At 64.5% G+C, this 20,809-nt stretch carries 20 protein-coding genes; 11 read left to right on the top strand and 9 right to left on the bottom strand.

The window, feature by feature from the left end:
• Positions 1–79 precede the first annotated feature (79 nt).
• From FBZ93_RS29850 to FBZ93_RS29840, 3 genes are all read left to right on the top strand, one after another.
• A complete protein-coding gene (locus FBZ93_RS29850; RefSeq protein ID WP_146990987.1) occupies positions 80–865 on the top strand; it encodes an acyltransferase in 786 nt (261 codons plus the stop codon).
• 269 nt (positions 866–1,134) lie between these two features.
• Positions 1,135–1,752, top strand: a complete 618-nt coding sequence (gene rpsD / locus FBZ93_RS29845) for a 30S ribosomal protein S4 (RefSeq protein WP_024582597.1) — start codon at positions 1,135–1,137, stop codon at positions 1,750–1,752.
• A gap of 92 nt (positions 1,753–1,844) precedes the next feature.
• Entirely contained in the window at positions 1,845–2,912 is a 1,068-nt protein-coding gene (locus FBZ93_RS29840) for a threonine aldolase family protein (RefSeq protein WP_146990985.1), read from the top strand.
• A gap of 44 nt (positions 2,913–2,956) precedes the next feature.
• On the opposite strand, the gene FBZ93_RS29835 is transcribed toward FBZ93_RS29840, so the two are convergent.
• From FBZ93_RS29835 to grxD, 5 genes are all read right to left on the bottom strand, one after another.
• Complete coding sequence (locus tag FBZ93_RS29835) at positions 2,957–4,486, bottom strand: serine hydrolase (RefSeq protein ID WP_146990983.1); 1,530 nt, start codon at positions 4,484–4,486, stop codon at positions 2,957–2,959.
• Between the two features lie 21 nt (positions 4,487–4,507).
• Complete coding sequence (locus FBZ93_RS29830; RefSeq protein WP_167529273.1) at positions 4,508–5,770, bottom strand: serine hydrolase domain-containing protein; 1,263 nt, start codon at positions 5,768–5,770, stop codon at positions 4,508–4,510.
• Between the two features lie 103 nt (positions 5,771–5,873).
• Positions 5,874–7,157, bottom strand: a complete 1,284-nt coding sequence (locus tag FBZ93_RS29825; protein ID WP_167529272.1) for a serine hydrolase domain-containing protein — start codon at positions 7,155–7,157, stop codon at positions 5,874–5,876.
• Positions 7,158–7,206: 49 nt separating this feature from the next.
• A complete protein-coding gene (locus tag FBZ93_RS29820) occupies positions 7,207–7,758 on the bottom strand; it encodes an O-acetyl-ADP-ribose deacetylase (RefSeq protein WP_146991194.1) in 552 nt (183 codons plus the stop codon).
• A complete protein-coding gene (gene grxD / locus FBZ93_RS29815; protein WP_016843475.1) occupies positions 7,755–8,087 on the bottom strand; it encodes a Grx4 family monothiol glutaredoxin in 333 nt (110 codons plus the stop codon). The genes FBZ93_RS29820 and grxD overlap by 4 nt, the downstream gene beginning before the upstream one ends.
• Before the next feature lie 293 nt (positions 8,088–8,380).
• Here grxD and egtB point away from each other — a divergent pair, with 293 nt between their 5' ends.
• The 3 genes from egtB (at position 8,381) to FBZ93_RS29800 (ending at position 11,143) form a co-directional block, all read left to right on the top strand.
• Positions 8,381–9,634, top strand: coding sequence for an ergothioneine biosynthesis protein EgtB (gene egtB, locus FBZ93_RS29810; RefSeq protein ID WP_146990977.1), 1,254 nt, complete (start codon positions 8,381–8,383; stop codon positions 9,632–9,634).
• Positions 9,635–9,687: 53 nt separating this feature from the next.
• The gene (gene egtD, locus FBZ93_RS29805; protein ID WP_167529270.1) at positions 9,688–10,656 is read left to right on the top strand and encodes an L-histidine N(alpha)-methyltransferase; all 969 of its coding nucleotides are present in this window, start codon (positions 9,688–9,690) and stop codon (positions 10,654–10,656) included.
• Between the two features lie 91 nt (positions 10,657–10,747).
• Complete coding sequence (locus FBZ93_RS29800) at positions 10,748–11,143, top strand: DUF4345 domain-containing protein (RefSeq protein WP_146990973.1); 396 nt, start codon at positions 10,748–10,750, stop codon at positions 11,141–11,143.
• Between the two features lie 9 nt (positions 11,144–11,152).
• Here the strand turns inward: FBZ93_RS29800 and FBZ93_RS29795 are convergent, their stop codons facing one another.
• On the bottom strand, positions 11,153–12,334 hold the full coding sequence (locus FBZ93_RS29795) for a low temperature requirement protein A (protein WP_146990971.1): 1,182 nt from the start codon (positions 12,332–12,334) through the stop codon (positions 11,153–11,155).
• A 30-nt stretch (positions 12,335–12,364) separates the two neighbouring features.
• Positions 12,365–12,601 carry a BolA family protein gene (locus tag FBZ93_RS29790; protein ID WP_021077843.1) on the bottom strand — a complete coding sequence of 79 codons (237 nt, stop codon included), beginning with the start codon at positions 12,599–12,601 and terminating at the stop codon, positions 12,365–12,367.
• Positions 12,602–12,788: 187 nt separating this feature from the next.
• Between FBZ93_RS29790 and FBZ93_RS29785 the strand changes: the two genes are divergently transcribed.
• Positions 12,789–13,148 carry a DUF427 domain-containing protein gene (locus FBZ93_RS29785; protein ID WP_146990969.1) on the top strand — a complete coding sequence of 120 codons (360 nt, stop codon included), beginning with the start codon at positions 12,789–12,791 and terminating at the stop codon, positions 13,146–13,148.
• A 123-nt stretch (positions 13,149–13,271) separates the two neighbouring features.
• Here FBZ93_RS29785 and FBZ93_RS29780 read toward each other — a convergent pair whose 3' ends face one another.
• Entirely contained in the window at positions 13,272–13,445 is a 174-nt protein-coding gene (locus FBZ93_RS29780; RefSeq protein WP_074128140.1) for a DUF1328 domain-containing protein, read from the bottom strand.
• A 193-nt stretch (positions 13,446–13,638) separates the two neighbouring features.
• On the opposite strand from FBZ93_RS29780, the gene FBZ93_RS29775 reads away from it, so the two are divergent.
• Both FBZ93_RS29775 and FBZ93_RS29770 read left to right on the top strand, forming a co-directional pair.
• The gene (locus FBZ93_RS29775; protein ID WP_146990967.1) at positions 13,639–14,823 is read left to right on the top strand and encodes an acyltransferase family protein; all 1,185 of its coding nucleotides are present in this window, start codon (positions 13,639–13,641) and stop codon (positions 14,821–14,823) included.
• Between the two features lie 194 nt (positions 14,824–15,017).
• A complete protein-coding gene (locus FBZ93_RS29770) occupies positions 15,018–15,278 on the top strand; it encodes a GlsB/YeaQ/YmgE family stress response membrane protein (RefSeq protein ID WP_146990965.1) in 261 nt (86 codons plus the stop codon).
• Between the two features lie 102 nt (positions 15,279–15,380).
• On the opposite strand, the gene purL is transcribed toward FBZ93_RS29770, so the two are convergent.
• Positions 15,381–17,612, bottom strand: a complete 2,232-nt coding sequence (purL, locus tag FBZ93_RS29765; RefSeq protein WP_146990963.1) for a phosphoribosylformylglycinamidine synthase subunit PurL — start codon at positions 17,610–17,612, stop codon at positions 15,381–15,383.
• 174 nt (positions 17,613–17,786) lie between these two features.
• Between purL and FBZ93_RS29760 the strand changes: the two genes are divergently transcribed.
• Both FBZ93_RS29760 and FBZ93_RS29755 read left to right on the top strand, forming a co-directional pair.
• Complete coding sequence (locus FBZ93_RS29760; protein WP_050423598.1) at positions 17,787–18,278, top strand: PaaI family thioesterase; 492 nt, start codon at positions 17,787–17,789, stop codon at positions 18,276–18,278.
• Between the two features lie 277 nt (positions 18,279–18,555).
• On the top strand, positions 18,556–20,781 hold the full coding sequence (locus tag FBZ93_RS29755; RefSeq protein ID WP_146990961.1) for an alkaline phosphatase family protein: 2,226 nt from the start codon (positions 18,556–18,558) through the stop codon (positions 20,779–20,781).
• Positions 20,782–20,809 lie beyond the last annotated feature (28 nt).

Genomic DNA, 20,809 nt, shown 5'->3' with positions numbered 1-20,809 from the left:
CTTCAGGTGCGGCGAGCGACAATTTGAGTTCGCCGGGCCTTTGATGTTTTGCCTGATTGCAGGGATTTGAACCGGACAGATGCGCGGTAAGTTTCGTCGGATCTCATTGCCGCGTCGTCTCGTCGCCGATCTGATGTACGCATCATCAGGCGTGCCGTTCGTCTCCCTGACGCGCTCGCTGAACGTTCGTGCGGTGGTCGAGGCCCGCGCACGCGCCGCGCAGGCACCGGGCTGGGCCGCGATCTTCGTCAAGGCATTCGCGCTGGTCGCCAAGACCGAGCCGACCCTGCGCACGCTGCACGTCAAATTGCCGTGGCCCTGCCTCTACGAGCTGCCGCGCAGCGTCGGCATGGTGGCCATTGCGCGCGTCGAGAAGGGTGAGGACTGCGTGCTGTTCGAGCGCGTCTGCGCCGCCGACGAGATGGCGCTCAGCGATGTCGATGCGCTGATCCGGCGCGCCAAGACCGCGCCGCTGCACGAGATCCCCTCGTTCCGCAAAACCCTCTGTGTGACGCGCCTGCCGCTTCCGCTGCGCCGCCTCGCCTGGGCGATCGGGCTGAATTTCGGCCGGCAGCGCGCCAATTTCTGCGGCAGCTTCGGCGTCACCTCGGTCGCGGCCTATGGCCCCAGCGAGTTGCACGCGCTGAGCCCGGGGCCCTTCCTGCTGAGCTATGGCGTGATCAAGCCGGACCACACCGTCGATGTGGTGCTGCGCTGGGACCATCTGGTCTGCGACGCCGCCCTGATCGCCCAGACCCTGACCCGGCTCGAGCACGTGCTGAGCGGCGAAATTGCCGCGGAATTGGGTGCGATCCGGCCGCACGCCGACGCCCGGCCGGTCCGGGCGGCCGGAAACCGGCTTTGAGGGCCGAAACTGGCCGGTTTTGACGCAGATTCGGTCCAAGACACCCCCCGTTTTGTTTGACAGGACCGGACTTTCTCCTTAAGACCACCCTTGCTCGCGGGCCGGTTTCGGCCCGCGATGCGTTTCGCGACCCGTGGTTCTCCCCGAGCTTTCGAGGCGGACCTGTCGGTACAGGCCTTTTGGCTGGTACACAGGAGGGCGCGTCTCCTCAAACCCTAGACTGACAAAATGCCGGTCGCTTGATGCGACGGCTATGCAAAGAGGACGCGATGACAAAGCGCAGTGAGGCGAAGTACAAGATCGATCGCCGCATGGGCCAGAATATCTGGGGCCGCCCGAAGAGCCCCGTGAACCGCCGCGAATACGGCCCCGGCCAGCACGGCCAGCGCCGCAAGGGCAAGCTCTCCGACTTCGGCGTGCAGCTCCGCGCCAAGCAGAAGCTCAAGGGCTACTACGCCAACATTTCCGAGCGCCAGTTCCACGGCATCTATGTCGAAGCCAGCCGCCTGAAGGGCGACACCGGCGAGAACCTGATCGGCCTGCTCGAGCGCCGTCTCGACACCGTGGTGTATCGCGCCAAGTTCGTCTCCACGATGTTCGCCGCGCGCCAGTTCATCAACCACGGCCACGTCAAGGTGAACGGCCGCAAGGTCAACATCGGCAGCTACAAGCTGAAGGTCGGCGACGTCGTCGAGGTCAAGGAATCCTCCAAGCAGCTCACCCCGGTGCTGGAGGCGAGCCAGCTCCCCGAGCGCGACGTGCCCGACTTCATCGAAGTCGATCACTCCAAGATGACCGCGAAGTACGCGCGCACCCCCGGCCTGTCCGACGTGCCGTTCCCGGTGCAGATGGAGCCGCATCTGATCGTCGAATTCTATTCGCGCTGATCAGTTCAGCATTGCGAGTTCGGAAAGGCCCCGGTTTTGCCGGGGCCTTTTTGTTTGGCTAAAGTCAGGCCATATCGACCGAGAGAGACATCATGCACTACACCCCTGCCCGCCCCGATCCGAAGGCGCCCGCCGTCCGCATCAACCTGCTGTCGGACACCCAGACGAAACCGACGCCGGCGATGCGTGAGGCGATGGCGAAGGCGGAGGTCGGCGACGAGCAGGTCGGCGACGATCCGACCACCAACGAGCTCTGCGCCCGGGTCGCCGATCTGCTCGGCAAGGAAGCCGCGGTGTTCATGCCGTCGGGCACGATGTGCAACGTCGCGGCGACGCTCGCCTATTGCCGGCCCGGCGACGAGATCCTGGCGCACGCCACCGCGCATATCGTCGCGCGCGAGGGCGGCGCGCATGCCGCGCTCGGCGGCTTCCAGATCACCCAGCTCCCGGGCGATGACGGCCAGTTCACGCCGGACACCTTCCGCGCCGCGCTGCATCCGCGCACCCGCTACCAGCCGCCGCAGGTGCTGGTCAGCGTCGAGCAGACCGCCAATATCGGCGGCGGCACGATCTGGAAGAAGGCCGCGCTCGACGAGGTCGTGCGCATCGCCAAGGAGCACGGGCTGGTGACCCACATGGACGGCGCGCGGCTCCTGAACGCGACCGTTGCATCCGGCATCTCGCCGCGCGACATGACGGCGGGCTGGGATTCGGCCTGGATCGATTTCTCGAAAGGTCTCGGCGCGCCGATCGGCGGCGTGATCGCCGGCACCCGCGCCTTCATCGACGACGTCTGGCGCTGGAAGCAGCGGCTCGGCGGTTCGATGCGGCAGTCCGGCGTCTGCGCCGCGGCCTGCATCCACGCGCTCGATCACCATGTCGACCGTCTCGCCGACGACCACGCCAATGCGCGGGCGCTGGCGCGCGGGCTGGCGCAGATCAACGGCATCGCGGTGCAGGCGCCCGAGACCAACCTCGTGTTCTTCAAGCCCGACGGCGCCGGCGTCTCGGGCGACAAGATGGTCGCCGAGCTGCGCAAGCGTGGCGTGACGCTCGCCATGATGGACGGCCGGATCAGGGCCTGCACGCATCTCGATGTGTCGGCGGCAATGATCGAGGAAGCAGTCGGGCACGTCAGGGACATCGTGCGCGCGGCGTAACTCCCGTAGCCCGGATGGAGCTCCACGAAATCCGGGCTGCCAAACTACGGCAGCTGCTTTCCGACGTAGTCAGCTCCTTCCTGGTGAAGCATCACTTGCATTGCCGCGTTCTGGTCGTCCGTGTCGAATGACAGCACGGCATCGACGATCTTGAAAAAGAACTCGTGATCGCTGATGGCAAAGATTTCGCGCCGCTCCTGCCCTGTCGCCTCGCTGAACAGGCGATTGCCCTCCCTTGTGACGCGGATCGAAAATTCCGGCGAGAACCGATAGGTTCCGACCAGACGGTCCAGCGCCTGCGGGCTCACCGCAATGAACTTCCCGACCTTGGCCTGGCGATCTGGCCAGCCGTACTCGGCCGCGATGCTGCGCAGGATCTCGTCGACGAGGATCCGACCGCCCCAGCTGTTGGTCATGACAACGGCGCCATCGCCGTTCTCGAAAATGACCATGGTGTCGATGAAGCCCTCGTTCACCCCGTTGTGCCAGAATTGCCGGTTGGGCGCCGAGCCGCGAACCAGCCAGCCCAGCCCGCGTCGTCCGATCCCGGGGGGTAGCCCGTCGGCACTGCCGAGAACCGGCGAGAGCATCTCGGCCGTCATCGATTGCGATAGAACGGGATTGCTCCGACCGGCCAACGAATCCAGCACACCGAGCAAGAGACGGGCGAGATCGGTTGGCGTCGTCCATAATCCCGCGGCGGCCAGTTCGGGATAGACATGCGGGCCGCCAGGCACCGGCGCGCCGTCCGACCGGTATGGTGTGGCGGCCATCGTCAAACGATCCGCAGGCAATGGCTGCGCGAAGCTGGAATGCGTCATCCCGAAAGGCTTGAGGACGACGTCGTCGAGCAGCGCAGGAAACGGCCGCCCCGTCACGTCGACGAGCAGTTGCTGAACGATCGTGTAGCCGCCGCCGGAATAGCGGTCCTGCTTGCCGGGTTCGTGCTCGACCCGGACAGGCGCGCTGTTCGCAGGCGGCGCGCCGTCGAGAATCTGGAGAAGAGAGGGGGCCGGCTGGCCGGCCTGATAGCCCGGGTAGAAGGGCACGTTGGTCCCGGCCGTATGGCTCAGCAATCGCCGAACCGTCACCCGGGATAGCGAATACGGATAGTCCGGAATCTTCCAGCTCTTGAGCGAAGCGTTGACGTCCGCATCGAGATCGAGCTTGCCGGCCTGGGCCAGCGCCAGAGCGGCAATGGCGGTCACCGGCTTGCTGATCGAGGCCGCCTGGAACAGCGTTTCCGGCACCACGGGCGGACCGCCGATGGCGACCGAGCCAAAGCCGCGCGCCCATTCGATGGCGCCGCCATGAATCACCGCGATGCTGACACCGGGAACGTGCAGCTCGTTCATGCGATCGGCAAGCGTCATTGGCGCATCGCCGTCGACGACAATCGCCGTCCTCAGGCCGTCCAAGACGTGGTCGATCCGCTGCATGACGTCGGCATCACCGGGGCGGCGAGGTTCTTCGGCCAGAACAGGCCGGCACGCAGTCATGGCGGCAGCAGTCGTGGCGGCAGATGTGATGGCCGCCAGGATGAGCTTGCGGAGAGTGAATGTCATCGCCTGCATGACCACCTCCCCGCACCACCGCTACCGCCCCATCGCCTGGTAGATCAGCGTCTTCAGCTCTTGCTGGATCCGGCCGCGCTGCGACGGCGTCTGCACCATGAAGATCCCGAACAGATCGTCGGCGGGATCGATGAAGAAGAACGTGCCGCCGACGCCGTCCCAGCGATACTCGCCCAATGGCCAGTCCGTGTTCGGCGGCACCGAGGTGCGCACGGCAAAGCCGAGGCCGAACCCGGAATTCGGACCGGGGTAATAGTTCTTGTCGCGCACGACTCCGGTTTCAGGGCCGATATGGTCCTTCGCCATCAGCGCGATGGTTTCCGGCTTCAGATAGCGCTTGCCCTCATAGAGGCCGCCGTTCAGCAGCATCTGCGAGAAGCGCGCATAGTCGCCGATGGTGCCGACCATGCCGCCGCCGCCGGATTCCCATCGCAGCAGCTGGCGCGGGTCGCGGATATCGGCAACCGGACTGATGGTGCGATCCTTCGGCATCGGCTCGGCGATCAGCGGCCATTTCGCAGGATCGGTGACGTAGAACGCCGTCTCGTTCATTCCGAGCGGGCCGAGCAGCCGCTCCTTCTCGACCTGAAACAGGGATTTCCCTGAGATCACCTCGATGATGCGGCCGAGCACGTCGGTGGAATGGCCGTAGTCCCATTGCGTGCCGGGTTGCTCGGCGAGCGGCAGCGCCGTGAGCCGCGCCACGAATTCGGCATTGTCGGGATCGTTGTTGAACAGGCCGGCATCGGCGTAACCCTTGTTCACGATCCCGCCGCCATAATAACCGTAGGGCAATCCGGCGGTGTGGCGCATCAAGTCTTCGATGGTGATGGGACGCTTCAGCGGCTCCAGCATCATCGTCGGCTTGCCCTCGTCGCCGCGCTTCTCCACGCCGACCTTCATGTCGGCAAAGGCCGGGATGTATTTCGACACCGGATCGTTGAGCGCGAGCTTGCCTTCCTCCACCAGCATCATGGCGACGACCGTGGTGATCGGCTTCGACATCGAATAGAGACGGAAGATGGTATCCGCACTCATCGAGAATTCGGTGGCGACGTCGCGAACTCCGAACTTTTGGAAGTGAACCGGTTTGCCGTGCTGTTGCAGCAGCAGGATCGCGCCGGGAATCTTGCCGGACGCGACCTCGTTCCTGACATAGTCGGAGACCTTGGCCAGGCCTGCCGGCGAGAAGCTGTGCGCGGCCGGCCCCATGGAGCCGGCCTTCGCAACCGTTGCAATGGACGCGAGCACGAGTGCCGCGACGATTGCGCGACACCCACGCATGTAAGAGCATGATCCGATTGGATTGAATCGGATCATGCTCTGGCTCTTTCTTTTTGACGCGTTTTCTTCACGCGAACCGGTATCCATTTCGCTCGAAAACGCTCTAGTTTTCCATTGCTTCATAGACGAGTTGCTTCAGCGTCCGCTGGATGCGCTGGCGCTCGGTCGGCGTCTGCTCCAGCAGGACGAAGAAGAAATCCTGCTTGCGGTCGATGATATAGTAGCAGCCGCTGGCGCCGTCCCATTTCAGCTCGCCGAGATCGCCGGGTGGCGGCGGCTTGGCGTTGCCCGGATCGGTACGCACCGCAATCCCCAACCCGAAGCCGAAGCCGTCGCCGGGAAAGTAGAAAAAGTCGCGCTCGACGCCGGAGCCCGGCCCGACGCGGTCGGTCGTCAGCTCCTTGAACGTCTCGGGCTTCATGATGGTCTTGCCGTCGAGGGTGCCGCCATTGAGCAGCATTTGCGCGAAGCGCGAATAATCCGCCATGGTCGAGACCATACCGCCGCTGGCGGACTCCCATTTCTTGACCTTGGTCGGGTCGTTGACCCGGCCGACCCGGAAATCGCTGTCGTTCGGCATCGGCTCGGCCATCAGCTTCTGCTTCTCCGGATCGGTGACGAAGAAGCCGGTGTCCTTCATCCCGAGCGGGCCGAGCAGCCTCTCCTGCTCGATCGTCGAGAGCTTCTCGCCGGTGGCCACCTCCATCACGCGCGCCAGGATGTCGGTGGAATGACCGTATTGCCAGAGCGCGCCGGGCTGGTTGTGCAGCGGCAGCTTGGCGATCCGCTCGGCGAATTCGGCGAGATCGAAATCTCCGCCGTAGATGTCGGCTGCCTTGTAGGCCTTGCGGACCAGGCTGTCGCCATAGAAGCCGTAGGTGATACCCGACGTATGCGTCATCAGGTCGAGGATCGTGATCGGCCGCTTCAGCGGCACCAGCTCGAGCGTCTTGGTGCCATCCTCGGCCTTCTTCTCGACGCCGACCTTCATGTTGGCGAAGGATGGAATGTACTTCGAGACGGGATCGTCGAGCTTGTATTTCCCCTCCTCCAGCAGCTGCATCGACACCACGGCGGTGATCGACTTGGACATCGAAGCCAGCCGGAAGATGGTCTTGTCCGTGATCGGCACCTTGCTGACCACGTCCTGCACCCCGAAGGCCTCATGATAGACCGGCTTGCCGTGCTGCTGGATCAGGACGACGGCGCCGGGAATCTTTCCGGTCGCGACCTCGTTCTTGAAGAACTCGCTGATCTTGGCGAGCTTGTCGGGGTTGAAATGCGCACCCGCCGGAATCTCATAGGTGCCCTCGGTGTGCGAGAACGCCGGCGCCGCAAGCACCACCGCGGCCGCGGCTGCGGCGCACGTCAAACGAAATGAATGCATTCGAACTATCCCTCCCCGGATATCACGGGGAAGTGTAGCGGCGGTATCATCAGGCACAAGGGCTACCGAAGGCATCCAGGACCGCCTGATGGAGCTCGCCGCTTGGGGCCGAGAAGCAGCAGAAGATCACCTGCGTGACACCGGGTGCGGATGCCAGGGCATCGACGACGGTTCGGACGGCGATGGCCGCCGCGCGATCTGCGGGAAAACGATAGATGCCGGTGGAAATTGCCGGGAAAGCAACAGAGGCAAGCCCGTGCTTTTCGCAGAGCTCCATCGAGCACCGATAGCACGATGCAAGCAGACCGTCCTCGTCCAGCTTGCCGCCATTCCACACCGGGCCGACCGTATGGATGACGTGCTTCGCAGGCAGCCGATACCCCTTTGTGATCTTGGCCTGCCCGGTCTTGCAGCCGTGAAGCATACGGCACTCGGCGACGAGTTCGGGTCCAGCGGCGCGATGGATCGCGCCGTCGACACCGCCGCCACCGAGCAGCGATGAATTGGCCGCGTTGACGATGGCGTCAACGCGCAGGGTCGTGATGTCGGTGACGATGACTTCGAGCCGCGCCTTGCCGATCTGGCGCGCGGTCAAGGTCAGGCAGCCACGTCGACCGGGATGCCCTTGTCGGCAAACAGCTGCTGCAATTCGCCGGCCTGGAACATCTCGCGGATGATGTCGCAACCGCCGACGAACTCGCCCTTCACATAGAGCTGCGGAATCGTCGGCCAGTTCGAATAGACCTTGATGCCGTTGCGCAGCTCGGCCGATTCGAGAACGTTGAGGCCTTTGTAGCCGACACCGATGTGGTCGAGGATCTGCACGACCTGACCGGAAAACCCGCACTGCGGGAATTGCGGCGTGCCCTTCATGAACAGCACGACGTCGTTCGACTTCACTTCGTTGTCGATGAATTGCTCGATGCTCATTTTCGCTTCCTTGCGTAGGCGGCGCTCTCAAGCCCTTGCGGGCCGGCCCGCCCTTCTAACCCGTGACTGGCTATATATGTAGCTCAAACCATTGTGCATCCAAAGCAAAATGGCGGAAATCTGGCATGCGGCGGGGGCCGGACGGCACCCCCAAAAGCGCCGGGATTATCTGACGGCCCCAATATCATCATGAGGGAGGCTTTTTTCCCGTAACGGAGCCCCTATCTAGGACGAACTGTCCGTCAGGAACCAGATTGCCGAAGCAACGTTCTCCCCTCGAATCGGAGACCCATGTGACGAAACCAGCCTCTGCCGCGGCCACCACGACCGCCGCCACCCCGTCACTTTCCTCCGAATCCGCCCCGCTCGCGCAGCGGCTGGCGGACGCCTATCGCGCGGTCCGCGACGAGACCGAGCGCCGGGCCGCCCCGCTGTCGGCGGAAGACCAGCTGATCCAGTCGATGCCGGATGCGAGCCCGGCCAAATGGCACCGCGCCCATACCACCTGGTTCTTCGAGCAGTTTCTGCTCGGCGAGTACCTCAAGGGCTACACACCGTTCCATCCGGACTACGCCTATCTGTTCAATTCCTATTACGTCAGCGCCGGCCCCCGCCATGCCCGCCACCAGCGCGGCCATCTGACCCGCCCGACCGCCGACGAAGTCACCGCCTATCGCCGCCATGTCGACGCCGAGGTGGTGAAATTTTTCCAGACCGCGACGCCTGAAAAGCTCGAGGCGCTGGTGCCGCTGGTCGAGGTCGGCCTCAATCACGAGCAGCAGCATCAGGAGCTGATGTACACCGACATCCTGCATGCCTTCGCGCAGAACCCGATCCCGCCGGCCTACGATCCGGCATGGCGCTTCCCGGCGTCGCAGCACGGGCCGCAGGACTGGGTGACGCTCAACGAAGGCATCCACACCGTCGGCCACGGCGACGACAGCTTCCATTTCGACAATGAGAAGCCCGCGCATCGCGCTTTGGTCGGCCCGGTCAAGCTCGCGAAGAATCTCGTCACCAATGCCGACTGGCTCGCCTTCATTAAGGACGGCGGCTATTCCACCGCCACGCTGTGGCTGATGGATGGCTTCGGCACCGTGAGCAACGAGGGCTGGCAGGCGCCCGGGCATTGGCGCGAGATCGACGGCGAATGGACGATCATGACGCTCGGCGGTCTGCAGCCGATCGATCCGCAAGCCCCGGTCTGCCATGTCAGCTATTACGAGGCCGACGCCTTCGCGCGCTGGGCCGGCAAGCATCTGCCGACCGAGATGGAATGGGAGGTCGCGGCCCGTGCCGGCCTGCTCAACGACGCCTATGGCATCGTCTGGCAATGGACCCGCAGCGCCTACTCACCCTACCCGGGTTACCGCGCGATCGAGGGCGCGCTCGGTGAATACAACGGAAAATTCATGGTGAATCAGCTCGTGCTGCGTGGCTCGTCGCTGGCGACGCCGCAAGGTCACAGCCGCGTCACCTACCGCAACTTCTTCTATCCGCACCATCGCTGGCAATTCACGGGGTTACGCCTCGCCGACTACGCCTGATTGATTCCAGTTGACATCAAGTGCGCGCCGGTAAGCGCGTTCAGGAGAGTATCATGAATGTGCATGCCGCCGCTTTGGCAAAAGCGTATCCGTTCGACGAAGCGACTTCGGCGTTTGCCGGCGACGTGATCGGCGATCTCGCCCGTCATCCGAAACGGCTGTCGCCGAAATATTTCTACGACGCCGCGGGCTCGGAGCTGTTCGAGCAGATCACGGTGCTGCCGGAATATTATCCGACGCGCACCGAGCTTGGCATCCTGCGCGACCGCGGCGACGAGATCGCCGCGATCATCCCCGATGGCGCGGCGCTGGTCGAATTCGGCGCCGGCGCGACCACCAAGGTGCGGCTGCTGCTCGAGCATTGCGAATTCGCAGCCTATGTCCCGGTCGATATATCCGGCGATTTCCTCAAGGCCCAGGCCGACGGCCTCCGCACGGATTTCCCCGGTCTTGGCATCTATCCGGTCGCGGCCGATTTCACCACGCCGTTCGCGCTGCCCGAGGCGGTCGCGGCGATGCCGAAGGTCGGCTTCTTCCCGGGCTCGACGCTTGGCAATTTCGAGCCGAGCGAGGCCCTGGCCTTCCTGCGCAGCGCGCGCAAGATCCTCGGCCATGGCGCGCAGATGATCATCGGCGTCGACCTCGAGAAGGACGAGCGCGTGCTGTATGACGCCTATAACGACGCGGCCGGCGTCACCGCGCGCTTCAACATGAACGTGCTGGCGCGGATCAATCGCGAGCTCGGCGGCAATTTTGATCTCTCGGGCTTCACCCACCGCTCGATCTACAACCGCGACCGCCATCGCATCGAGATGCACCTGATCAGCCGCAAGGCGCAGACCGTGCGCATCCTCGGCAACACCTTCGCGTTCCGCCCCGGCGAGAGCATCCACACCGAGAACAGCTACAAATACTCGCTCGAGCGTTTCACCGCGCTCGCGCGCAGCGCAGGCTGGACGGTGCGCAACAGCTGGACCGACGCCAACACGATGTTCTCGGTGCACGCGCTGGTCGCGGACTAGCGATATTTATTAGTTTGACGCGTTTTCTTCACGCGAGCCGGTACCCACTTCGCTCGAAAACGCTGTGAACGCGAGGGACGGGAGCACGATCATGGGCCGGCGCGCGCTGCAGATCGCAACAGTGGTGCTCGCCCTCGTCCCGATCTTGACCGGCATCATCACCATGCTCGGCGTGAGCGATCCGCTCTACGCCTCGTCGGGCGTGCCGGCGCTGCCGGTGCTCGACAGCAATCTGCGCTTCTTCGGCGGGGTCTGGCTCGGCCTCGGCCTCGCGCTGCTCTGGCTGGTGCCGCGCATCGAAAGCGAAAGCGTGCTGTTTCGCGTGGCCTGGGGCGGCATCTTCCTCGGCGGCGTCGGCCGGCTGCTGTCGATCATGATGGTCGGTGCACCGCCGCTGCCCTTCGTCGGCTTCACCCTGCTCGAAGTGATCGGTGCGCCGCTGTTCGTCTATTGGCAGCACCGGGTGGCGACGGCCCGTCGCGCGTAACGACCTTCGCTATTCTTCCTCTTCCGTCGACCGCAGCGAGATCGACTCCCACGCCGCGACCACGATCATGATCGCGGTGGTGACGATCGAGAGCACCAGCGGCGACATCGCCCCGGCGAAAAAGGCCGTGACCGCCAGCGCGACGATGCCGACGCCATGGGAGAGCTGCAGGAAGCCGCGGATCACGTATTTGAACAGGATGGTCCCGACCAGGAACAGCATGGGACCGCCGACCGAGCTCACGATCGTCTTCAGATCGGAATGGCCGCCGGGGTGCTTCAGCACCAGTTCGTCGGCGACCGCGGTGAGGATGATGCCGCCGACGATCGGCATGTGCAGATAGGTGTAGGCGATCCGCGCGACGCGGCCGGATTCCTCGGATTTCGAGATCATGTCCGAGCCGGCCTCGGCACCCTTGTGGAAATAGATCCACCACATCGCGATGCTGCCGACCAATGCCGAGATGAAGGCTGTGACATTCTCCGGCGTCCAGGTCAGGTCGGCGAAGGTCGCGCCGTCGACCACGATGGCCTCGCCGAGCGCGATGATGATGAAGCCGGCACAGCGCTCGGCCATGTGGCCGCCCTCGACCGACCACGCCTCCATCGAGGAGAACCCGAGCCCCGGGGTCCAGAACCGCGCGGCCGGCGCGACATATTCGATTGTCAGCGCCGCGATCCAGAGCCACATCCGCGTCTCGTGTTCGGCGAAGCCGCCTGATATCCAGAGCACGGCCGAGCAGCTCAGCCAGGTCAGGATGCGGATCGCGTTGTGACGCACCGCGGTCCGTCGCCGCGGCGTTGCCAGCAGCCAGAACGCCGTGCGGCCGACCTGCATCGCCGCATAGGTCCCGGCAAACCACAGCCCGCGGCCCTCGAAGGCGGTCGGGATCGAGGTCGACAACAGCAGCCCGCCCAGCATCAGGACGAACAGCAGCAGGCGGACCGGGGTCAGGTCGGGATTGAGCCAGTTGGTGACCCAGGTGGTGTAGACCCACACCCACCACACCGCGAGAAACAGCAGTGTGACCTGCACCGCGCCCAGCGGGGTGAAGTGGTGCAGCAGCGTGTGCGACAGCTGCGTGACGGCGAAGACGAAGACGAGGTCGAAGAACAGCTCGGCATTGGTGACGCGGCCGTGCTGGTTCGGCACGATGACGCGAAACATCGCTCCGCGCGGATTGTCTGCCATCGCTCGAGGCCCCCGCCCGTTGGCCGGGGCCTAGCCTTCCGGCACCCCGGTCTGCAGGGCGAGCGCATGCAGCACGCCGCCCATCTGGCCTTTCAGCGACTGGTAGACGATCTGGTGCTGCTGGACGCGGGACTTGCCGCGGAATGACTCGGAAACGACAGTGGCCGCGTAGTGGTCGCCGTCGCCTGCCAGGTCGCGGATCGTCACCTCGGCGTCCGGGATCGCTGCCTTGATCATCGATTCGATATCACGGGCGTCCATCGGCATCCCAGTCCACCTCCGTCAGGTCGTTCGAATCAGGGCCGATTCGGCCAAGAAAGCCTAAGATAAAACCTAGTCCTTGAGGTCTTCTAGGTCATCCCGCCGCACACTATATTCCCATTCCCAGCGATTTAAACCTGCATCAATCGGTCACAAGCCATCACGCCGAAATGACCAGAAGAGGCGCAGAATCATGAAGCTCCCCGGCCCCGACCATCCGATTACGATCACGCCCAATGCCAAGCGCGTCCGCGTCACCGCCGACGGCGTCGTCATCGCCGAGACCACCCATGCGCTGACCTTGAAGGAAGCGAGCTATCCGGCCGTGCAATACGTCCCCCGGCAAGACGCCAACATGGAGCTGCTCGCCCGCACCGAGCGGACCACACATTGCCCCTACAAGGGGGATGCGAGCTATTTCAGCATCAAGGCCAACGGCAAGACGCTGGACAATGCGATCTGGACCTATGAGGAGCCTTTCCCGGCGATGACCGAGATCGCCGGCCACCTCGCGTTCTATCCCGACAAGGTGAAGATCGAGGAAGTCGCCTAGGCCGCCTGGCCTACCGCAACGCCGGGCCGTGCCCGGCGCTTCGGCGTGCGCCCCCAGCCTGAGAACGTAAATGCCCGGGGCGAGGCCCGGGCATGATAACGGGAGTGTGCGGCCGGATCGCCGCTAGACCCTGAATATCGTGAGCCCGAGGATCAGGAGCACCAGGAAGATCACGACGAACACGTAGAACAGGAAGCGTGCGATATCGGCGGAGGCGGCTGAGATACCGGTGAAGCCGAGCAAGCCCGCGATGATCGAGACAACAAGGAAGATCAACGCCCATTTCAGCAGAGTCATTGCTTGCTCCTCAAAGCCGCGTGCGCCCGGTGCGCCCGCCAGCCTTTCCGACAACGCCCGCTACATATTCAAGTTCCAAATCGAAACAGACGCCGAGATGACCGACCTCGACACCACGGAATCGAGACAATTCGTACTTGCTGAATCAGGTTCCCGATTGCAACATCCGGGTGCAGACCCGGCTGGGGGCGCCATGAAATCGATTGCTCACGCGGCTCCGGCCGTCGACGTCCAGGCAGCACCGAAACTCCACAAGCGCAATGTCGCCCTCGATCGTGCGCGCACCTTCCTGACGCTGGTCGTGCTGCTGCACCACGCGGTGATCCCCTACACCTATTTCGGACACACCGATCCGACGTCGTGGATCGGCTTCGACTGCATGGTGCTCGCCACCGACAGCTTCTTCATGGCGATGTTCTTCTTCCTGTCGGGGCTGTTCGTGTGGCCCGGGCTCGGCAACAAACCGTGGCTGATCTTCCTGCGCGACCGGCTGCTGCGGCTCGGCCTGCCCTTCGTGATCTGCGCGTTCACCGTGATTCCGATCGCCTATTACGCGATCGCGCTGCGTGCGACGCCCGACCTGACCTTCTCCGACTTCTGGTGGAGGACCATGATCTACGGGCCCTGGCCGAGCGGCCCGATCTGGTTCGTCTGGGTCCTGATGGCGTTAGACCTGACGGCAAGCGTGCTGTACCGGGTGTCGGCGCGCCTGCTCGAACCGATCAACCGCCTGTCGGTCAAGGGATTTGAACGTCCCTCGAAGTTCTGGCTGTTCCTCGTCGTCGTCAGTGCCGCCTTCTATTTGCCGATGCTGGTCCATTACGGCCAGAACTACTGGTTCGAGCTCGGACCGTTCTCGGTGCAGGCGAGCCGGGTGCTGCTGTATGCGTGCTACTTCTTCATCGGTGCGGGGATCGGCTCGGCGAACTTCGAGAACGGCCTGCTCAGCGCGAACGGACGGCTGACCGAGCGGCGCTGGTTCTGGACCGGCATCACACTGATCCCCTACTGCTTGATGTGGGTGATGATCTACATCAAGCGGCAGATCATCGGTAACCCCGACCCGCTGCCGGGCTGGTATCTCGCGATCTACGGCAGCTTCTACGTGCTGTTCAGCGCCTCGATCCTGTTCGCGATCCTGGCCTACTTCCTGCAATCGAAGGCGGCGGGCCCGACGCTGCTCGACCGCATGCAGGGCGACGCCTACGGCATGTTCCTGGTGCACTATCCGATCGTGCTGTGGCTGCAATACTGGCTGTTCGACATGGAATTGCCGGCGATCGCCAAGGCCACGATCGCGTTCTTCGCCACCGTGGCGCTGAGCTGGGCGGCCACCGCCGTGCTGCGCAAGATTCCGGGCTCGAAATACGTGCTTTGATCACGCCGCGATCTCGCCCCTCGCCGCGACGCTCTCCAGCCGCGGCGCTGCCGCGGCGCGGTGACAGCCGCGCAAGCGGCAAGGTTGACGGCATCATCGAGGCCGACAAGTTGCGCACAACCTGCCATTGGTCACATGCCCTCCCCTGATTCTCAGGTATGCTGGCCGGACTGCTTGACCTAGGGAGTCCCAGAATGAACGACCCTCAAGTTGGATGGATCGCGGCAATCATCGTCGGCGGATTGGCCGGCTGGCTCGCCGAGATGATCATGAAGTCCGGAACCGGCATCTTCATGAACATCATCCTCGGCATCGTCGGCGCCGCGCTGGCGAACTGGCTGTTGGGTCTGATCGGCGTGTCGCTCGGCGGAGGCTGGCTCAGCTATCTCATTGCCGGCTTCATCGGCGCCTGCATCATCATCTTTGCGTGGCGCGCGGTCCGCGGCGCGACCTAGCGCACGATCCGCAGGTATCGCAGTTGAACAAAAGAGAACAGCGCGATGATTGGGTCATCGCGCTGTTGAGATCGTTGCTTTGTGACGCCTGATCCGCCGGGATCAGGCGGCCGTGCCGCGCATGTAGTTCGGCAGCCAGTGCTCGAAGGCGCGGGACAGGCTTTCAACGGTCACCGGCGCCTCGCCGGCGACCGCAATGGCATCGCCGCCCGTGGTGCCGATACGTGCGCAGGACACGCCTGCACCCTTCATCTTGGCCAGCACGAGACCAGCATCCGCCGCGGGCACGGTGACGATGTAACGGGCCTGATCCTCGCCGTACCAATAGGCATGCGGCACGATGGACGACGGCGCCGCCAGCAGCTGCGCGCCGATGCCGCTCGCGATCGCCATCTCGGCGAGCGCGATCAGGAGCCCGCCGTCGGAGACGTCATGCACCGCTGTCGCAGTGCCGGCGCGGATCATGCCGCGCACCACGTCGCCATTGCGCTTCTCGGTGGCGAGATCGACCGGCGGCGGAGCGCCCTCCTCGCGGCCGCAGACGTCGCGCAGATAGACCGACTGGCCGAGCCAGCCGTGGGTATCGCCCACCAAAAGGATCGCCTCGCCGGCCGCCTTGAACGCCAGGGTCGCGGATTTGGTGAAGTCGTCGAGTACGCCGACGCCGCCGATCGAGGGCGTCGGCAGGATGCCGCGTCCGTTGGTCTCGTTGTAGAGCGAGACGTTGCCGGAGACGACCGGGAAGTCCAGCGCAACGCAGGCTTCCGCAATACCCTTCAGACAGCCGACGAACTGGCCCATGATCTCGGGCCGCTCCGGGTTGCCGAAATTGAGGTTGTCGGTGATCGCGAGCGGCCGGCCGCCGACCGCGGTGATGTTGCGCCAGGCTTCGGCCACCGCCTGCTTGCCGCCCTCGAACGGATCGGCCTCGCAATAGCGCGGCGTGACGTCGACGGTGAGCGCAAGCCCCTTCGGCCCGTCCTCGACCCGGACCACCGCCGCATCGCCGCCGGGGCGCTGCATGGTATTGCCGAGGATGACGTGGTCGTACTGCTCCCACACCCAGCGCTTCGAGCACAGCTCGGGCGTGCCGATCAGCTTTTCCAGCGCGTCGGCGATGCCCAGCGGCGGCTTGACGTCCTGGCCGCGGATCACCGGCAGCGCGTTCGAGGCAACATGCGGACGGTCATAGACCGGCGCCTCGTCGCCGAGCTCCTTGATCGGCAGATCGGCCATCACGTCGCCGCCATGCTTGACGACGAAGCGCTTGGTCGGCGTGGTGTAACCGACGATGGCGAAATCGAGCCCCCATTTGCGGAAGATCGCCTCGGCCTCTTGCTCCTTCTCGGGTTTGAGCACCATGAGCATGCGCTCCTGGCTCTCCGAGAGCATCATCTCGTAGGCGCTCATGCCGGTCTCGCGGGTCGGCACTGCGCTGAGGTCAAGCTCGACGCCGAGGTCGCCCTTGGCGCCCATCTCGACCGCCGAGCAGGTCAGGCCGGCCGCGCCCATGTCCTGGATCGCGATCACGCAGTCGGCTTCCATGATCTCGAGGCAGGCTTCCAGCAGCAGCTTCTCGGCAAAGGGATCGCCGACCTGCACGGTCGGGCGCTTCTCCTCGGAGGCGTCGTCGAATTCGGCCGAGGCCATCGAGGCGCCGTGGATGCCGTCGCGGCCGGTCTTTGAGCCGAGATAGACGATCGGCATGTTCACGCCGGAGGCCGCCGCGTAGAAGATCTTGTCGGCATCGGCGAGGCCCACGGCCATCGCGTTGACCAGGATGTTGCCGTCGTAGCGGGTATGGAAGCGGACCTGCCCGCCGACCGTCGGCACGCCGAACGAATTGCCGTAGCCGCCGACACCCGCGACCACGCCGGACACCAGGTGCCGGGTCTTGGGGTGCTCCGGCGCGCCGAAGCTCAGCGCGTTCAGGCAGGCGATCGGGCGCGCGCCCATGGTGAAGACGTCGCGCAGGATGCCGCCGACGCCGGTGGTCGCGCCCTGGTAGGGCTCGATATAGCTCGGGTGGTTGTGGCTCTCCATCTTGAAGACCACGGCCTGGCCGTCGCCGATGTCGATCACGCCGGCATTCTCGCCGGGGCCCTGGATCACCCAGGGCGCCTTGGTCGGCAGCCCGCGCAGATGGATGCGGGACGACTTGTACGAGCAATGCTCGTTCCACATCGCCGAGAAGATGCCGAGCTCGGTGAAGGTCGGAACCCGCCCAATCAGCTTGAGGATGCGCTCGTACTCGTCCGGCTTCAGCCCGTGGGCGGCGACGAGTTCGGGGGTGATCTGGGGCTCGTTCTTCGGATCATTCTTGGGCGCGGTCATGGGACCCTTAATAGGTAGATCGAACGGGGGCGAAAAGGCCTTTTACGGCCCATTTCCGGCCTGTCCAGAGCTTTGCGGCGGTTGGACGCGGCCCGGGGTTGGCACCCGGGATTTGCACAATGGGGATGGATCGGATTTAAGGACCCGAACCCGATAATTGAAGGCCCAGATTTCGTGAACGAGCTCGCCCCGACCGCACTCAACACCGCATTCAACCGCCGCCCCGACCTGCATGTCGAAACCGAGGGCGAATTCGCCGGCTGGCGAACCTGGACGCGGGACAATTTCGAGACCCATACCGGCCCGTTTTACCACCGCATGGACGAGAACGGCCGCATCTCCTGCGCGTTCCGGGTCGCCAAGAAGCACCTCAACGGCTCCGGCAACGTCCATGGCGGCTGCTTCATGACCTTTGCGGATTACTGCCTGTTCGCGCTTGCTGCTTCTGTGCTCCAGGGCCCCGGCGTCACGGTCTCGTTCGCCTCGGAATTCCTCGACGCGGCCCGCGAGGGCGATTTGATCGAATGCACCGGCGAGGTCACCCGCGCCGGCGGCTCGCTGATCTTTGTGCGCGGCATGCTGACCTCGGCCGAGCGGCCGCTGTTCACCTTCTCCGGCACCATCAAGCGCGTGAAGCGGAAGGCTCCGGCGGAGCCGACCGCGTAAGCGCACGCGCCACCGCTTCGCGCGAGAATACGCGAGGCCTGTGAATGCACGTCGTCATCCAGCCGTTACATCGGCACGGATTGAATCGAAAGCCGAGCGCTACCGCATTGTGTTCACGCGCGTTCTTCGCGTGAAGCAATTCGCATTGCAGTTGTGACGCGACGACGTGCTGTCGTTGCGTCGTCGCGCATGCGTCACATGCCCGTCAGCCAAGCCTCCGTAGATTGCCGAACGGTTTCCGTTTGTGCATTCGCGCAAGCCAGGTTGGGGCATTCTCATGAAATTGAAGACGTTCGTTTCCGTTACGACGGCGATGTCGCTTGTCGCATCGCTGGCATGGATCGCAACTCCGGCGCGCGCCGGACAGGACGGCGATAATGGCGATCGCGGCAGCGATGCCCGCGGTCAGGATCAGGACCAAGACCATGACGGCGGTCATCATGGCCGCAAGCCGCGCGTGGTGATGATCTCGCTCGACGGCGCAAAACCCGATTTCATCCAGAAATTCATTGAGGAAGGCGTGCTGCCGCGCGACGGCGGCCTCGCCCGGCTCAGCCGGCGCGGCGCGGTGGCGCTGCAGAACGTGACGGCGTCACCGTCGCTCACCGCGGTCTCGCATATCGCGATCGCGACCGGTTCGACGGCTGTCCATAACGACATCCCTTCGAACACGTTCCAGCCGATCGTCGGGCCGATCTCCAGCAGCATCAGCGGCTTCGCGGCGCCGATCGGCGGCTACAATGAGAGCCCGCTCGGGCCGTCGGCAAACCCGACGGCGCAGCCGCTGTGGGTGCAGCTGCGCCAGCAGGGCAAGAAGGTCGTTACCGCGACCTGGCCCGGTGGCGACGGCGCCGACATCTCCATCAACAAGACCGTGGTGCAGCCGGCCCAGCCGACCCGCGTCACCGACTTCACAGTACCGTTCGGCGCGTTCGGCGGCATCGGCGCCCAGGGCTTCACGCTGTCGCGCAGCGACTTCACGGCCGATCCCGGCATCGTGGCGGCGCTGCAGGCCGCGGGCCATTTCTCGTTCAGCCCCGTGCTGGTGACCTCGGCGCCGATCGAGACGTTTTCGTGCTCGGCCGCTGCGACCGCGACCTGCACCGGCGCATCGACGCTCGACGTCAAATATTCGATCCGCGTCGCCGCGATCGACACGACAAATGATCGCAAGGTGAATTACGACACCCTGGTGTTCTTCGACGAGAACCGCGGCATCACCGCGGGACCGTTCCACGCGCCGTCGACCGGGCCCGCCTACGTCAAGTTCGGCGGCGAGAACGCACCGTTCTTCTTCGAGGGCAGCGGCGCGAAGGTCGGTGCCGCCTACTTCGTGTCGGCGCTGTCGCCGGACCTCTCGGTGGTGCGCTTCGCCCGCTACGGCGCCAACTACATCCCGCGCAACACGCCGGTGCTCGCCGATGTCGACGACATCAACAACAACATCGGCTTCTGGCGTCCGCAGGCCGATTTCCGCATTCCTGAGCGCCTGAGCCCGGGCTTCACCGGCTTCCCCGATGTCGAGATCGAGACCATGTTCGAGGATATGGTCAAGACCTTCGTGCGCTACCAGGCCAATATCGGCGAGCGCGCGGTCAAGACCCATCCGGATGCCGATCTCGTGATGGTCTATATCGAGCAGCCCGACGGCTCCGAGCACCAGTTCCTGCTGACCGATCCGCGCCAGGGCACCAGCCCGACCGACCCGAACTCGATCGGTGCCAACCAGGATCCGGCCAAGGTCAAGCGCTATGCGTCCTACATCCGCTTCGCCTACCAGACCGCCGACAAGGCGGTGAAGCAGATCGCCGATGCGGCGGGCCATGACAGCAACGTCGTCGTGGTGTCGGATCACGGCTTCGCGCCGTTCCACACCTCGGTCAACCTGACCAACATCCTGCGCAACGCCGGCATCGACACCAGCAAGGTCGGCATCCGCACCTCGGGTCCTGCCGCCGACATCTACGTCAACCTGCAGAACCGCGAGCTCGGCGGCACCGTCGATCTGGCGACCTATCGTGCCCTGGTGGCGCAGATCACCGATGCGGTGAAGAACGCGGTCGATCCCAATGCGCGCTTCAACTACTCGCTCAGGGATCAGCGCATCTTCACCGTCGTCGAGACCCGGCCGCTGCAATGCGACGCCGGTACCGGACAGTGCACCAGCAAGACAGTCGGCCAGGACTATGGCGACGTGTTCGCGCTGATGGCGCCGGGTTACAACTTCGACGGTATCCAGAACCCCGGCGTCGCACGCCAGGGCGATGCGCCGTTCAATTCGGCCACCACCGCCCTGTCGATGCCGAACTTCTACGGCGCCCATGGTCACGATCCCGAGCTTCCGGTGATGAGCGCGACGTTCATCGCCGCGGGGCCGCAGATCCGCAAGGACACCGTGGTACGGCACATGCGCAATATCGACGTGGCGCCGACCATCATGCGGATCCTCGGCACCACGCCGCATCACGTCGACGGCGAGGTGCTCAGCGAGGTGCTGCGCTAGGTCCTCCTGCCGGGATTTCAGGCAAGCG

This window comes from Bradyrhizobium macuxiense (assembly GCF_007993935.1).
GTDB lineage: Bacteria > Pseudomonadota > Alphaproteobacteria > Rhizobiales > Xanthobacteraceae > Bradyrhizobium > Bradyrhizobium macuxiense_A.
Note: the sequence above shows the minus strand (reverse complement) of the source record. Positions and strands in the feature narration are given on the sequence as shown.

Bases quoted from the DNA above. Each gene is read 5' to 3' on its own strand.
- grxD (WP_016843475.1), bottom strand. From the start codon at position 8,087: ATGAGCATCGAGCAATTCATCGACAACGAAGTGAAGTCGAACGACGTC.
- egtD (WP_167529270.1), top strand. From the start codon at position 9,688: ATGAATGTGCATGCCGCCGCTTTGGCAAAAGCGTATCCGTTCGACGAA.
- FBZ93_RS29830 (WP_167529273.1), bottom strand. From the start codon at position 5,770: ATGCGTGGGTGTCGCGCAATCGTCGCGGCACTCGTGCTCGCGTCCATT.
- FBZ93_RS29835 (WP_146990983.1), bottom strand. From the start codon at position 4,486: ATGCAGGCGATGACATTCACTCTCCGCAAGCTCATCCTGGCGGCCATC.
- rpsD (WP_024582597.1), top strand. From the start codon at position 1,135: ATGACAAAGCGCAGTGAGGCGAAGTACAAGATCGATCGCCGCATGGGC.
- FBZ93_RS29840 (WP_146990985.1), top strand. From the start codon at position 1,845: ATGCACTACACCCCTGCCCGCCCCGATCCGAAGGCGCCCGCCGTCCGC.
- FBZ93_RS29790 (WP_021077843.1), bottom strand. From the start codon at position 12,601: ATGCCGATGGACGCCCGTGATATCGAATCGATGATCAAGGCAGCGATC.
- FBZ93_RS29800 (WP_146990973.1), top strand. From the start codon at position 10,748: ATGGGCCGGCGCGCGCTGCAGATCGCAACAGTGGTGCTCGCCCTCGTC.
- FBZ93_RS29770 (WP_146990965.1), top strand. From the start codon at position 15,018: ATGAACGACCCTCAAGTTGGATGGATCGCGGCAATCATCGTCGGCGGA.
- FBZ93_RS29780 (WP_074128140.1), bottom strand. From the start codon at position 13,445: ATGACTCTGCTGAAATGGGCGTTGATCTTCCTTGTTGTCTCGATCATC.
- FBZ93_RS29850 (WP_146990987.1), top strand. From the start codon at position 80: ATGCGCGGTAAGTTTCGTCGGATCTCATTGCCGCGTCGTCTCGTCGCC.
- purL (WP_146990963.1), bottom strand. From the start codon at position 17,612: ATGACCGCGCCCAAGAATGATCCGAAGAACGAGCCCCAGATCACCCCC.
- FBZ93_RS29795 (WP_146990971.1), bottom strand. From the start codon at position 12,334: ATGGCAGACAATCCGCGCGGAGCGATGTTTCGCGTCATCGTGCCGAAC.
- FBZ93_RS29775 (WP_146990967.1), top strand. From the start codon at position 13,639: ATGAAATCGATTGCTCACGCGGCTCCGGCCGTCGACGTCCAGGCAGCA.
- FBZ93_RS29755 (WP_146990961.1), top strand. From the start codon at position 18,556: ATGAAATTGAAGACGTTCGTTTCCGTTACGACGGCGATGTCGCTTGTC.
- FBZ93_RS29785 (WP_146990969.1), top strand. From the start codon at position 12,789: ATGAAGCTCCCCGGCCCCGACCATCCGATTACGATCACGCCCAATGCC.
- FBZ93_RS29825 (WP_167529272.1), bottom strand. From the start codon at position 7,157: ATGCATTCATTTCGTTTGACGTGCGCCGCAGCCGCGGCCGCGGTGGTG.